The organism is Enterobacter sp. 50793107 (assembly GCF_001463365.1).
Taxonomy (GTDB): domain Bacteria; phylum Pseudomonadota; class Gammaproteobacteria; order Enterobacterales; family Enterobacteriaceae; genus Enterobacter; species Enterobacter cloacae.
The window spans coordinates 1-12239 of the sequence record NZ_LNII01000140.1 but is presented as its reverse complement, the minus strand read 5'-3'; the positions used below and the strand labels follow the sequence as shown (position 1 = coordinate 12239).

Sequence of the window (12239 nt, the reverse complement as noted above, 5' to 3'; positions counted from 1 at the left end):
CGTTAGTATCGAAAGGAAACCAGGTACCAATTGGATACTAATGCGGCAAGAGGTGTGCTATGGCGGAATTGCTCAATATACGTTGTGAAAAAAATTCTGAGGTTTATGTCTGCCCGATGACGCAGTTTGTGAACCTGATTTCCGGGAAGTGGGCGATCCCTGTTCTTTATCGCCTGATTATCCTCAATGCGCCGGTACGCTTTGGCGATCTGCTGCGCGCTACCGCCCCCATCACGCAAAAAGAACTCACGAAGCAGCTCAGACTGTTCGAACAGCGCGGTCTGGTGTCGCGCACGGTTTACCCGGAGATCCCACCGCGCGTGGAGTACCAGATAACGGGGCTGGGGTTGACCCTGCAAGGGGCGCTCTCGCCGCTGGCCGCCTGGATGAGTGAGTACGGCGACCAGCTTGAGCGTTAGCCTACTGTTTTATATAGCGCGGCGCCGGGATGCCGGTGCGGGCGCTGTTAAACAGTTCCAGACGTGCCGTTTCGTAGCGATCCCACAGGCTGGCATCATGCATTGGCGGAATGGTAATCAGCTCGCCCTGATCCAGACCCGCCAGCGAAGCATCCACCATATCGTCAGTGGTCATCACCGAGCCTTCCGGCAGATCGTTCACCGTCACGCCGGAATGCTGCCAGATTTCTGTTGCCGTTGCGGCGGGTAACACGGCCTGAATACGCAGATTGCTGTCGGCAAACTCCTCCTGTAACCCACGGGTAAAGCTGAGCACCCAGGCTTTGGTGGCGCTGTACAGCGCGCTGCCTGCACGCACGTGCAGGGACAACACCGAGGCGATATTGATAAGCGTACCGTGGTTATTCTGCGCCAGGCGCGGCAGGATCGCATAGGTCAGGCGCATCAGCGCCGTGGTATTGAGGGTGTTAATGGCTTGATGCTGGGCCACATCGCCCGCGAGGAACGGCGCCATCTGCGCGGTGCCGGCGTTGTTAACCAGCGCATCAATGGCGGTATTGCTACGCAGTTCGTCTTCTACCGCGCGGATCCCGGTTTCATCGGTGAGATCGGCCACCAGAATATCGACGGTCACGCCATAGCGCGCGCGCAGGTCGGCGGCGAGGGTTTGCAGCCGATCCTCGCGGCGGGCGACCAGGACCAGGTTAGCGCCGCGCGCGGCAAGGCGATCGGCATAGACGGCACCAATCCCGGAAGAGGCACCCGTAATCAGGGCGGTAGTGATTTGCGTAGTCATCGTATGTTACCTCAAAGCAAAGTGGGTTATTTGGTTTCAATATGAAACTTAAATCACTGTCTGCTATTTGGTTTTATAATGCAACTATATTGGTGGTCATTTTGTGCTTTTGCCGTCGGGAACGATCAGGAGGGGAGTTTGGCCACGATCTCTTCAGGCGTAAGTTCGCGGCCATCATCGGCGATAAGCAGCAGTTTACGCAGCGGTTTGCGCTGTTCGCTATCAACGAGAACGGTGCCGCATTCGTTTTCCGCGAACAAAAATTCATTGCCCCACTGGGACAGGGCAACCAGCACCGTCTGAAGTGCGCGTCCCTTGTCGGTCAGAACGTATTCCTGCCAGGCGCTGCCGTCGGAGGCGGGCTGGAGCCGGAGGATGCCTTCATCGACCAGCAGTTTTAGCCGCGCGGTCAGCATGTTTTTCGCGATACCGAGGCTTTTCTGGAACTCGCCGAAGCGTTTAATCCCACGCAATGCGTCGCGAACAATCAGCAGCGACCACCAGTCGCCGATGATATCCAGCGAACGGGCGACAGGGCAGGTACTCTCTTCAAGACGGGTGCGTTTCACAGGCAAATCTCCGGGCGTATGTAGTTTTATTATAAAACTAATCTGCTCACCGGGTAAGCGTGTTATTCATCAGTTTGAGAAATGCTTCCCGGAAAATTGTCACGGATCTGTCACACTGAACGCGACATTTTAAAACGAGTGAGGAATTAGGGATGAGAAAAGCACTACTCGCGGTGGCCGTAGCCGGTCTCTTTTCAGCAGCCTCCGGGGTGCAGGCGCAAGAGACGCCGGAAGGGTATCAGCTGGAGCAAGTTTTAATTATGAGCCGTCACAACCTGCGCGCACCGCTCGCCAATAACGGCAGCGTGCTGGAGCAGTCCACGCCAAAGCAATGGCCTGAATGGGAAGTGCCGGGCGGTCAGCTCACTACCAAGGGTGGCGTGCTGGAAGTCTATATGGGCCATTACATGCGCGAGTGGCTGGCGCAGCAGGGGATGGTGAAGACGGGAGAGTGCCCGCCAGCAGATAGCGTGTATGCTTACGCCAACAGCCTGCAGCGTACCGTCGCCACCGCGCAATTCTTCATTACCGGCGCGTTCCCGGGCTGCGACGTGCCTGTGCACCATCAGGACAAAATGGGCACCATGGACCCAACCTTCAATCCGGTAATTACCGATAACTCGCCGGAATTCCGCGAAAAAGCGCTCAAGGCGATGGAGTCCGAGCGGCAGAAAATGCAGCTTGCTGAAAGCTACCGGCTGCTGGAGCAGATGACGAACTACGCCGATTCGCCGTCGTGCAAAGAGAAAAAAGTCTGTTCACTGACAGACGCGAAAGATACCTTCAGCGCCGACTACGAAAAAGAACCGGGCGTTTCCGGGCCGCTGAAAGTGGGCAACTCGCTGGTGGATGCGTTCACGCTGCAGTATTACGAAGGCTTCCCGGCCGACCAGGTGGCCTGGGGAGAGATTAAAACCGACCAGCAGTGGCGCGTATTGTCGAAGCTGAAAAACGGATATCAGGACTCGCTGTTTACCTCAACCGAGGTGGCGCAAAACGTCGCCAAACCGCTGGTGAAGTATATCGATAACGCCCTGGTGACCGATCAGGCAAAAGCGCCGAAAATCACCCTGATGGTGGGGCATGACTCCAACATTGCCTCTCTTCTGACGGCGCTGGACTTCAAGCCGTACCAGCTACATGACCAGCAGGAGCGCACCCCAATCGGCGGCAAAATTGTCTTCCAGCGCTGGCACGACAAAAACGCCAACCGCGAGCTGATGAAAATTGAGTATGTGTATCAGAGCTCAGAGCAGCTGCGTAACGCCAGCGTGCTGTCGCTGCAGTCTCCGGCGCAGCGCGTGACGCTGGAACTGAAGGGGTGTCCGGTGGATGCGAACGGTTTTTGCCCGATCGATAAATTTAATACGGTGATGAACGACGCGGCGAAATAAGATAATCCCCCCGCGCAGGCGGGGGGAAACGCTCAGACGTTTTTACGTTCGATGGTTTGCTCACCCCAGAAGAGCGAGTCTTTGTCCGTTTTTTCGAAGGCGCGTACCAGCACTTCATCATTGCCTTCTTCCCAAATCTGCTCTGCCAGTTTTTCATCGTATTTCGCGACTTCAAAAATGGCTTCGGCGATCTCCGGAGAGGTATTGCGTAAACTTGCCCATTCGCCCACGTGGTGAGCTTTGGATTCTTGAGTTGGCATGCTTGTCCTCCTGTTGAGTTAGCCGTTCAGTTTTTTGGCCAGACCCGCGACGTATTCACCCTGATAGCGGGCGATAGCGAGCTCTTCATTGCTCGGCTGTCGGGATCCATCGCCACCGGCAATGGTGGTTGCACCGTAAGGTGTGCCGCCACGTACCTGAGAGACATCAAACAGTTCCTGCGCGCCATAGCCAATCGGTACAATCACCATCCCATGATGAGCAAGGGTAGTCCAGGTTGAGGTAATCGTCTGTTCCTGGCCTCCGCCGGTCCCGGTGGAGCTGAACACGCTGGCGAGTTTGCCGTACAGCGCGCCAGAGGCCCACAGCCCGCCCGTCTGATCGAGGAAGGTGCGCATCTGGCCTGACATATTGCCAAAACGGGTGGGGGTGCCGAAGATAATGGCGTCGTAATCCGCCAGCTCCTGAGGCGTGGCGACCGGCGCATTCTGGGTTTTTCCTCCGGCTTTGGCGAACGCTTCTGCCTGCATGGTTTCCGGTACGCGTTTTACCACAACCTCCACGCCGTCCACTTTGTTTGCACCTTCTGCTACCGCGTGAGCCATGGTTTCAATGTGTCCATACATGGAATAATAGAGCACCAGAACTTTAGCCATTTTGCATCACTCCTCGTTTGTTTTTTCTGACAGCGAATCGCTGCGTTCATTTAAAGATATGACATCACAGCCAGACTGCAAAAATGAACGGCATTTCTTTGATTTATAACAATATGCTGACCATCGCGGCTTGTAGCAAAATGAAACATTTTTACCGCCGACGATTTTTGAAATGATAAGAAAGGCTTATGAATGACCGCCGCGTTTTCTCACCCAAAAGACTGAGATCTTGTTGCAGAATATTAACTACAGCTTGCCGGATACCCTCAGTCCACTAAGCTTAGTTTCACGCGGCACAGATAAAGGCGCTGTCCTTTAGCCGCGAGGTGAAAGAATCCTCTTTTACTGAATGCAATATGATGTCTAATGTTTCACATACTGGAGGTTAGAGATGGCAAACCATCGTGGTGGTTCAGGTAATTTCGCCGAAGATCGTGAAAGAGCATCAGAAGCAGGCCGTAAAGGTGGCCAGCATAGCGGGGGTAATTTTAAAAATGACCCTCAGCGCGCATCTGAGGCTGGCAAAAAAGGGGGTAAAAACAGCCATGGCGGCAATAAGTAAGTCGCCGGGTTGAAAGACCTCTGCCGCCGGGATCTCCCGGCGGTTTTTTTATTTCTGTAACATTGAACTGCAATCAAAGGCATCGCACACTAGTCTCTTCATTCTACGTTCTGGTGCCTCATGTCTGTTTCTCGTTTTACCTTCTCCGTCAAACCTCAGGAAGCCATCCTCATTCTGATCACCATGTTCTGGGGCGGAACATTTCTCGCCGTCCAGTATGCGGTCACCCTGAGCGATCCGTTCTTCTTTGTCGGCCTGCGCTTTGCGACGGCAGCGATTGCCGTGGGGTTGATCTCGTTGAAAACTCTGCGCGGACTGACCCTTCAGGAGCTCAAGGCCGGGGTGGCGATTGGCGTGGCGATTGCCATGGGGTATAGCCTGCAGACGTGGGGGTTACAGTCAATCTCCAGCAGTAAATCGGCCTTTATCACCGCCATGTATGTGCCGCTGGTGCCGTTATTGCAATGGCTGTGTCTGGGACGCCTGCCGGGTGTGATGTCCTGCATTGGTATTGTGCTGGCGTTTATCGGCCTGATTTTGCTGGCCGGGCCGGAAAATAACCTGCTGGCACTGGGGCCGGGCGAGATCATTACCCTGGTGGGAGCCATTGCGATTGCCGCGGAAATTATCCTCATTAGCGCCTGGGCCGGGAAGGTCGACGTTAAGCGCGTCACGGTGGTACAGCTTGCCACGGCGTCGCTGGTGGCGTTCGCGACGATGGTTCCGGCAGGGGAGTCGGTTCCGCCGATGTCTGCCGGGCTGGTGGTGGTGGCACTGGGGCTGGGTATTTTCAGCGCCATTATTCAGGTGACCATGAACTGGGCACAGCGCAGCGTGTCGCCGACGCGGGCGACGGTGATCTACACCGGTGAACCGGTATGGGCGGGGATTTTTGGACGCATTGCCGGAGAACGCTTACCGCTGCTGGCGCTGGTCGGCGCGGCGTTTATCGTTGTTGGGGTGCTGGTGAGTGAGCTAAAGCTCAAAAAACGACGTAAGGCGATTGCCGGGTAAGCGCAGCGTCACCCGGCAAGTAAGGGGCCTTTATATCAGGTGGAGGGGGTGATGGCTTCCCCTTGCGCTTCATCCCCTTTCCGGCGGCTCAGCAGGGCATTAAGCAGGATCGCCCCAAAGGTCGCCGTACCAATCCCGCCAACCGTAAATCCGCCCAGCGTCAGGGCAAAATCACCTGCACCCAGCACCAGCGTGACCGCCACCATAATCAGGTTACTGTTCTGGCTGAGATCGACGCGATGCTGTACCCAGATGCGCGCTCCCGCCACGGCAATCAACCCGAACACCACAATTGATGCGCCGCCGATGACCGGCGAGGGAATGGTGTGGATCAGCGCACCAAATTTTGGTGAGAAGCCGAGCAGCATCGCCATGACCGCCGCCGCCACGAACACCAGCGTGGAGTAGACTTTCGTTACCGCCATCACGCCGATGTTCTCGGCGTAGGTGGTGACACCGCTGCCGCCCACCGACCCGGAAAGCATCGTCGCCAGGCCATCCCCGACAAACGCGCGCCCCATATACGGATCCATACTGCGCCCGGTCATGCCCGCCACGGCCTTCAGATGCCCTAAGTTCTCCGCCACCAGGATCACCGCGACAGGGGCGATAAGCATCATCGCCTGCGTGTTAAAGGTTGGCGACGTGATCTGCGGCAGACCGAACCAGGCAGCCTGATGGAGCAGGGTAAAGTCGACAGGCTTGCCGAAACCAAAGACATTGGCCAGCATGGCGTAGATCAGACAGGCCACAATCAGCCCGACCAGAATCAGCAGACGCTGGACCATGCCGCGGGTAAATACCGCCACCAGACCGATGCACAGCACGGTGATCACCGCCATCCAGCTCTCAAACGGCGAGCCGGAGACACTCTTCACGGCAATTGGCGCCAGGTTCAGGCCAATCGCCATCACCACCGCGCCGGTAACCACTGGCGGCATCATTCGCTCGATCCACCGGGTTCCGATCTTCATCACCACGACGCCAATCAGGGTATAGACCAGACCACAGGCGATAATGCCGCCGAGGGCGACGCTGAGGTTGGGGTTGATCCCCTGACCGTTAAACCCGGTGGTGGCGATGACCACGCCGACAAAGGCGGCGCTGGATCCCAGATAGCTGGGTACGCGCCCGCCGGTGACAAAAAAGAACAGCAGGGTGCCAATACCCGACATCAGAATGGAGAGATTGGGATCAAGGCCCATCAGCATCGGCATCAGCACCGTTGCGCCAAACATGGCGACCGCGTGCTGGACGCCCATCACCAGGGTTTGCCCGAGCGGGAGCCGTTCATCCGGCGCGACCACGCCAGGTTCTGTAGAGGTCGATTTCAACTGCCAGTGGGGAAATCCGAACATTGCCATGAGCTGCTTCCTTAAGAAGGGTTAACAGGCGGGTCGCATAAGCGCGTGGTAGCCGCGGTCAAACCACACCAGCCCCTGCGGGGCGGGGTGGCGGATAATGGACAGGATGTCGCAAAACAGAATGTCGTGGGTGCCGACGCTGACCACCTGGCTGATACGGCAATCAAACGAGGCCAGCGCCTCCTCCAGACGCGGGCAGCCCGTCTCACCCGTCTGCCAGCGGGCAGCGGCGAAGCGATCTTCCATCGGCGTTTTGCCGCCAAACAGGTTGGAGAGTGGCTCCTGTCCGGCGCTCAGGGTGTTGACGCACAGGGTGCGGTTTTCGCTAAACGTCGGCCAGACGGACGCGCCGCGGTTAAGACACACCAATAACGTCGGGGGCGAGTCGGTGACGCTGCACACGGCGCTGGCGGTGAAGCCCGCTCTGCCAGCAGGGCCGTCGGTGGTGATGATATTGACCGCCGCGCCCACACAGGCCATGGCATCGCGAAAGGTTTGTTTATCGGGTGTCGTCATGATGGCTCCTTACGCCAGCCCGCAGGCGTCTTCAAAGGCCAGGCGCGGCAGACGGCCGTAGAGTTTGCCCACATCGCCATAGCCGATATTGATCAGCAGATTGCTTTTCAGCAGCGTGCCGGTGAAAAAGGCCTCGTCGACTTTTTGCTGGTCAAAGCCGGACATCGGGCCGGTGTCCAGCCCCAGGGCGCGACAGGCAAAGATGAGATAAGCGGCCTGCATGGAGCTGTTGCGAAAGGCGGTCTCTTCAGCGTGCGCGGGGCTGGTGGTAAACCAGCTCTTCGCATCCCCGTGCGGGAACAGTTCAGGCAGACGCTCATAGAATTCCGTGTCCCACGCCACAATCGCGGTGACCGGTGCGGTGAGGGTTTTCTCCAGGTTGCCGCTGGAGAGTGCGGGGCGCAGCTTCTCTTTACCCTCTGCGCTGCGCACAAACACAATACGGGCCGGGGAACAGTTAGCGGAGGTAGGCCCCCATTTCATCAGGTCGTAGATCTCGCGCAGCGTCTCGTCGCTGACCGGTATGTCCAGCCAGCCGTTGTGGGTGCGTGCGCCGGTGAACAGTGAATCCAGCGCGGCAGAGGTAATGGCTTCGCTCATCGAAACTCCTTATAAAGCGGGTTCATGGCTGTGCAGCAGGCTGGCAAGCCCGTTCAGCAGCAGGGTATTAAACGTTTCTGGCTCGGTGACGTTGCAGGCATGGCCGCCCTGGCGCATCACCACGCTGTGGCTGTGCGGGAGCGCCGCCTGCAGCTCAGACGAGCAGACAGAGGGCACCAGCAGGTCATCGGCGGAACAGATAAGGTGTACCGGGCAGGCGATGCGGGCGGCATGGCGACTAAAATCGGCCTTTTTCAGCGCGTTCAGCCTGCGCAGCAGATTGTTTTTGCCCTGAAAGTGCGCCAGCGCCAGTGCCTCTTCAGCCTCCAGACGCGGTGCGCGGGCGGCCATCCAGTCTGCCGGATAGAGAAACAGCGGCTGCGCCTCTACCCACGCCTGCGCGCCACCGGCATGCAGCAGCCGTTCGCGGATCTGAAAGCAGCGTCGGGTATGGGCATTCAGCGTCAGCCAGCCGTTGACGCACACCAGCGCTTTGAGCGCATCGGGGGTGTCGAGCGCCAGTTGCAGGCCGATCAGCGCCCCCAGCGCATGGCCGACCACACAGTAGCGGGTGATGCCGACCGCGGTCAGCGCCTGTGCCAGCTCACCGGCCATCTGCGCCAGGGTGTACTCTTCCGGCAGGGTGTCAGGGTTATTGCCGGTGCCACGCTGGTCGTAACAGACCACCTGATACTCCTGTTCCAGCGCGGCTAACTGGGGTAACCAGTAGCTGCCGCCCCCGCCGAGTCCGGCAATCAGCACCACGACGGGCGCGCCGTCAAACGGGGGCGGTGAGACGGAGAGCTTCATGGCAGCCTCACTTTCCAATGTGCGCAACGGTGGCGATTTCAACCAGCGCGTCCGGCTTTACCAGCCCGCACTGAATGCAGAAGCGGGCCGGCTTATCGCCGGGGAAGAACTCCGCGTAGATCTCGTTAATCGCGGCGTAGTTTTTCCAGTCGGTGATAAAGATGCTGTTGAACGTCACATCCTCCATCGTGCCACCTGCGGTTTCGATCACGGTCTTGATCGTCTCCAGCACGTGGCGCGTTTGCGCCTTTGGGTCGTTGATAAACACCACGTTGTTGTCTTTATCAAACGGCAGGGTGCCAGAGACGTACACCACGCCATCGGCGAGCGTGCCGGGGACAAACGGCGCAATCGGCGTGCTGGTGCCCGGTGGAATAATCACGGATTTCGGCATCGTATGTCTCCTCAGGCGATACGGGCGAGCGGCGGGTTCAGGGCGTCGCAAAAATCGGCGACGTTACTGACCCAGCCAAAAAAGGTTTCGATATTGAACAGCGCCGCTTTCTGGGCAAATTCCGGCCCCGCCTGATGAGTGGCGTCTTCCAGTACCACGCCGAAATACTCGAGGAAGAAGCCGTCGCGCAGGGTCGACTCCACGCAGACATTGGTGGCAATGCCGGTAAAGACCAGATGACGAATGCCCCGGCTGCGCAGCAGGCTGTCGAGCGGCGTGTTGAAAAAGCCGCTGTAGCGCGGTTTGGGCAGCACGATATCGCCTGCCTCCGGCACCAGTTCATCCACCAGCTGATAATCCCAGCCACCTTTAGCCAGCAACTTGCCCTGCAGTTCGGGCCGTTTGCGCATGGTTTTCAGGGCGTTCGATTTGTGAAAATTGGGCGAGCCGGGGCCACCGGCTTCCACGTATTGATCGTCCCAGCCGTTCTGAAACCAGATGATGAGCATCCCGGCGGCGCGTGCGGCGGCGACGGCGGTTTTGATGTTCTCAATCACCGGCCGGGTAGCGGAGACGTCAAACCCCGCCAGATCCAGATAACCGCCGGGGCTGGCGTAGGCGTTTTGCATATCCACCACAATCAGCGCGCTCTGCGGTGCAGAAAAGGTGATGGCTTCCGGACGGGCATTAAGGGTTGTCATTACGCCACCTCCTTGGTGATGGCAGGAATGTGGGCGCGGCACTGCATCAGCGGCTGAATGCGCTCGCCGAAGGTCTCCACACCGGTGAGGAAATCGTCGAAGGTCAGCAGAACGCCTTCCGCGCCGGGAACGGCGGCCACTTCGTCGAGCATTCTGGCAACGCTGGCATACGAGCCGACGAGCGTGCCCATGTTGATATTGACAGCAGAGGTCGGGTCGGCCATCTGGCGCACGTTGGTGTCCGCGCCGGAACGGGTATCTTTCTGGCTCTGTTCGGTGAGCCAGCTCAGGGCCTCGTCGTCAGCCCCGTCCTTATAACGCTCCCATTTGGCGCGCGCGGCCTCATCGGTTTCGTCGGCAATGACCATAAACAGCACGTAAGAGCCCACATCACGGCCGGTTTTGTCGGCGGCCTCTTTCATGCGTGCGGCGGTTGGGGCGAAGGCGGCGGGGGTGTTGACACCTTTACCGAAACAGAAATTGAAGTCGGCGTATTTTGCCGAGAACGCCATTCCCGCGTCGCTCTGCCCGGCGCAGATCACCTTCATTGGTGCAGAAGGCTGCGGGCTGACGCGACAGTCATTCATGGTGAAGTAGTCACCTTTGAAATCGCTCTTGCCGGTACCCCACAGATCGCGCAGCACCTGCACGTATTCGGTAAGGTACTCATAGCGGCGCGAGAAGTACTCATCTCCCGGCCAGAGCCCCATCTGGTCGTACTCCGGCTTTTGCCAGCCGGTGACCAGATTGACGCCAAAACGCCCCCCGGAGATGGAGTCGATGGTGGAGGCCATCCGCGCGACAATGGCTGGCGGCAGGGTGAGCGTGGCGGCGGTGGCGTAGATCTGAATCCGTGACGTCACCGCCGCCAGGCCCGCCATCAGGGTGAAGGACTCCAGATTGTGATCCCAGAATTCGGTTTTACCGCCAAAGCCGCGCAGCTTGATCATCGAAAGTGCAAAGTCGAAATGGTAGTGCTCCGCTTTTTGCACGATGGCTTTGTTCAGCTCAAAGGTCGGCATGTATTGCGGAGCAGTGGTCGAGATAAGCCAGCCGTTGTTGCCGATGGGTACAAATACGCCAATTTTCATCACGAACCTCTCTTCACTACGTTGCAGGTGAACAGGGTTTTGCAAAGGGAGTGCCAGTTTTCAAAATGGCTTTGTTATTAATGTGTTAATCAATGGTTGGTGAATTGAGCGTGACAAAAGTGGACTAACTGGTCAAAAACATTGCACACAAAACAGGCATTCATGCGCGATGGGAGTGCAGAATGTCGTGGCGAGGCGGGGGTTTTGCTATGCTGTTGGCAACGCAGAATAAGGAGAGCGGGATGACACAAGGCGCAGTGAAAACTGCAGGTAAACGTTCGCAGGCGGTGAGCGCCAAAAAGCACGCCATCCTCAGTGCGGCGCTGGAGACCTTTTCACAGTTCGGCATTCACGGCACGCGCCTGGAACAGGTGGCGGAGCAGGCCGGGGTGTCCAAAACCAATCTGCTCTACTATTACCCGTCGAAAGAGGCGCTGTATGTGGCAGTAATGCAGCAGATCCTGGATATCTGGCTGGCGCCGCTAAAGGCCTTTCGTCAGGAGTTCGCCCCGCTGGTGGCGATCAAAGAGTACATTCGCCTGAAGCTGGAGGTGTCCCGTGATTATCCGCAGGCATCCCGGCTGTTCTGTCTGGAGATGCTGCAGGGGGCGCCGCTGCTGAAGGCAGAGCTGACGGGGGATTTAAAACAGCTGGTGGACGATAAATCCGCGATCATCGCCGGGTGGGTCGCCAGCGGCAAACTGGCACCTGTCGATCCGCAGCATCTGATCTTTATGATTTGGGCCGCCACCCAGCACTATGCAGACTTTGCGGCCCAGGTGGAAGCGGTAACCGGAAAGACGCTGCAGGACGAAGCGTTTTTCCAGAGCACTCTCGAAAACGTGCAGCGGATGATTATTGAAGGGATCCGCGTGCGCTAGTTTCCCTCACCCTAACCCTCTCCCGGTGGGCTGAGGGATCCCCAGTAATATGGTCATGCCACCATGACCATATTACTGTACTCTTTTCCCAGCTTTTTCATCTCGTTAACTATATTCAGGCGTCTCACTTTCCCGGGCTCATGCCGGATGACTTCTTCTGCCAGACTCAGGTATGACAGAACCCGTCTGTGCCTGATACTGCTTGCCTGATAGTGCCAGTGTAAACACTGCCTTTCTGCCCTGTAACCTGCCA

General features: G+C 57.8%; 16 protein-coding genes and 1 pseudogene. 5 read left to right on the top strand and 12 right to left on the bottom strand.

Features of this window, described 5'->3' with window-relative positions; genetic code table 11:
* Positions 1-59 precede the first annotated feature (59 nt).
* Entirely contained in the window at positions 60-419 is a 360-nt protein-coding gene (locus APU11_RS18135; RefSeq protein WP_058651242.1) for a helix-turn-helix domain-containing protein, read from the top strand.
* A gap of 1 nt (position 420) precedes the next feature.
* Here the strand turns inward: APU11_RS18135 and APU11_RS18130 are convergent, their stop codons facing one another.
* Together APU11_RS18130 and APU11_RS18125 are read right to left on the bottom strand one after the other, a co-directional pair.
* A complete protein-coding gene (locus tag APU11_RS18130) occupies positions 421-1215 on the bottom strand; it encodes an SDR family oxidoreductase (RefSeq protein ID WP_058651243.1) in 795 nt (264 codons plus the stop codon).
* A gap of 125 nt (positions 1216-1340) precedes the next feature.
* Entirely contained in the window at positions 1341-1784 is a 444-nt protein-coding gene (locus APU11_RS18125; RefSeq protein ID WP_013097204.1) for a helix-turn-helix domain-containing protein, read from the bottom strand.
* A 152-nt stretch (positions 1785-1936) separates the two neighbouring features.
* Here APU11_RS18125 and agp point away from each other — a divergent pair, with 152 nt between their 5' ends.
* The gene (gene agp, locus APU11_RS18120; RefSeq protein ID WP_060578685.1) at positions 1937-3178 is read left to right on the top strand and encodes a bifunctional glucose-1-phosphatase/inositol phosphatase; all 1242 of its coding nucleotides are present in this window, start codon (positions 1937-1939) and stop codon (positions 3176-3178) included.
* Positions 3179-3210: 32 nt separating this feature from the next.
* Here the strand turns inward: agp and APU11_RS18115 are convergent, their stop codons facing one another.
* Together APU11_RS18115 and wrbA are read right to left on the bottom strand one after the other, a co-directional pair.
* On the bottom strand, positions 3211-3438 hold the full coding sequence (locus tag APU11_RS18115; RefSeq protein WP_008499832.1) for a YccJ family protein: 228 nt from the start codon (positions 3436-3438) through the stop codon (positions 3211-3213).
* Between the two features lie 18 nt (positions 3439-3456).
* Positions 3457-4053, bottom strand: a complete 597-nt coding sequence (gene wrbA, locus APU11_RS18110; RefSeq protein WP_013097202.1) for an NAD(P)H:quinone oxidoreductase — start codon at positions 4051-4053, stop codon at positions 3457-3459.
* Positions 4054-4444: 391 nt separating this feature from the next.
* Here wrbA and APU11_RS18105 point away from each other — a divergent pair, with 391 nt between their 5' ends.
* Both APU11_RS18105 and APU11_RS18100 read left to right on the top strand, forming a co-directional pair.
* Positions 4445-4615 (top strand): general stress protein, encoded by a 171-nt coding sequence (locus tag APU11_RS18105; RefSeq protein ID WP_013097201.1) that lies wholly within the window; start codon positions 4445-4447, stop codon positions 4613-4615.
* Positions 4616-4735: 120 nt separating this feature from the next.
* Entirely contained in the window at positions 4736-5629 is an 894-nt protein-coding gene (locus APU11_RS18100; protein WP_029882766.1) for a DMT family transporter, read from the top strand.
* Positions 5630-5664: 35 nt separating this feature from the next.
* Here the strand turns inward: APU11_RS18100 and rutG are convergent, their stop codons facing one another.
* The 7 genes from rutG to rutA are packed head-to-tail and all read right to left on the bottom strand — an operon-like array spanning position 5665 to position 11105.
* Positions 5665-6993 carry a pyrimidine utilization transport protein G gene (rutG, locus tag APU11_RS18095; protein ID WP_058651245.1) on the bottom strand — a complete coding sequence of 443 codons (1329 nt, stop codon included), beginning with the start codon at positions 6991-6993 and terminating at the stop codon, positions 5665-5667.
* A 21-nt stretch (positions 6994-7014) separates the two neighbouring features.
* Positions 7015-7509 carry an NADH-dependent FMN reductase RutF gene (gene rutF / locus APU11_RS18090; protein WP_045902804.1) on the bottom strand — a complete coding sequence of 165 codons (495 nt, stop codon included), beginning with the start codon at positions 7507-7509 and terminating at the stop codon, positions 7015-7017.
* 9 nt (positions 7510-7518) lie between these two features.
* Positions 7519-8109 carry a malonic semialdehyde reductase gene (locus tag APU11_RS18085; RefSeq protein ID WP_058651246.1) on the bottom strand — a complete coding sequence of 197 codons (591 nt, stop codon included), beginning with the start codon at positions 8107-8109 and terminating at the stop codon, positions 7519-7521.
* Between the two features lie 9 nt (positions 8110-8118).
* Complete coding sequence (gene rutD / locus APU11_RS18080) at positions 8119-8919, bottom strand: pyrimidine utilization protein D (RefSeq protein WP_048972204.1); 801 nt, start codon at positions 8917-8919, stop codon at positions 8119-8121.
* A 7-nt stretch (positions 8920-8926) separates the two neighbouring features.
* Positions 8927-9313: a pyrimidine utilization protein C gene (rutC, locus tag APU11_RS18075; protein WP_013097195.1), complete on the bottom strand. Its 387-nt coding sequence runs from the start codon at positions 9311-9313 to the stop codon at positions 8927-8929.
* 11 nt (positions 9314-9324) lie between these two features.
* Entirely contained in the window at positions 9325-10014 is a 690-nt protein-coding gene (gene rutB / locus APU11_RS18070; RefSeq protein ID WP_013097194.1) for a pyrimidine utilization protein B, read from the bottom strand.
* The gene (gene rutA / locus APU11_RS18065; RefSeq protein WP_013097193.1) at positions 10014-11105 is read right to left on the bottom strand and encodes a pyrimidine utilization protein A; all 1092 of its coding nucleotides are present in this window, start codon (positions 11103-11105) and stop codon (positions 10014-10016) included. Before rutA ends, rutB begins: the two co-directional genes overlap by 1 nt.
* Before the next feature lie 242 nt (positions 11106-11347).
* On the opposite strand from rutA, the gene rutR reads away from it, so the two are divergent.
* Positions 11348-11986, top strand: a complete 639-nt coding sequence (rutR, locus tag APU11_RS18060; protein WP_013097192.1) for an HTH-type transcriptional regulator RutR — start codon at positions 11348-11350, stop codon at positions 11984-11986.
* Between the two features lie 53 nt (positions 11987-12039).
* On the opposite strand, the pseudogene APU11_RS28680 reads toward rutR, so the two are convergent.
* Positions 12040-12239: pseudogene (locus APU11_RS28680) on the bottom strand (IS4 family transposase); the annotation flags it as partial.

Coding starts and splice junctions, on each gene's coding strand:
- APU11_RS18135 (WP_058651242.1), top strand. CDS start 60: ATGGCGGAATTGCTCAATATACGTTGTGAAAAAAATTCTGAGGTTTAT.
- APU11_RS18130 (WP_058651243.1), bottom strand. CDS start 1,215: ATGACTACGCAAATCACTACCGCCCTGATTACGGGTGCCTCTTCCGGG.
- agp (WP_060578685.1), top strand. CDS start 1,937: ATGAGAAAAGCACTACTCGCGGTGGCCGTAGCCGGTCTCTTTTCAGCA.
- APU11_RS18115 (WP_008499832.1), bottom strand. CDS start 3,438: ATGCCAACTCAAGAATCCAAAGCTCACCACGTGGGCGAATGGGCAAGT.
- wrbA (WP_013097202.1), bottom strand. CDS start 4,053: ATGGCTAAAGTTCTGGTGCTCTATTATTCCATGTATGGACACATTGAA.
- APU11_RS18105 (WP_013097201.1), top strand. CDS start 4,445: ATGGCAAACCATCGTGGTGGTTCAGGTAATTTCGCCGAAGATCGTGAA.
- APU11_RS18100 (WP_029882766.1), top strand. CDS start 4,736: ATGTCTGTTTCTCGTTTTACCTTCTCCGTCAAACCTCAGGAAGCCATC.
- rutG (WP_058651245.1), bottom strand. CDS start 6,993: ATGGCAATGTTCGGATTTCCCCACTGGCAGTTGAAATCGACCTCTACA.
- rutF (WP_045902804.1), bottom strand. CDS start 7,509: ATGACGACACCCGATAAACAAACCTTTCGCGATGCCATGGCCTGTGTG.
- APU11_RS18085 (WP_058651246.1), bottom strand. CDS start 8,109: ATGAGCGAAGCCATTACCTCTGCCGCGCTGGATTCACTGTTCACCGGC.
- rutD (WP_048972204.1), bottom strand. CDS start 8,919: ATGAAGCTCTCCGTCTCACCGCCCCCGTTTGACGGCGCGCCCGTCGTG.
- rutC (WP_013097195.1), bottom strand. CDS start 9,313: ATGCCGAAATCCGTGATTATTCCACCGGGCACCAGCACGCCGATTGCG.
- rutB (WP_013097194.1), bottom strand. CDS start 10,014: ATGACAACCCTTAATGCCCGTCCGGAAGCCATCACCTTTTCTGCACCG.
- rutA (WP_013097193.1), bottom strand. CDS start 11,105: ATGAAAATTGGCGTATTTGTACCCATCGGCAACAACGGCTGGCTTATC.
- rutR (WP_013097192.1), top strand. CDS start 11,348: ATGACACAAGGCGCAGTGAAAACTGCAGGTAAACGTTCGCAGGCGGTG.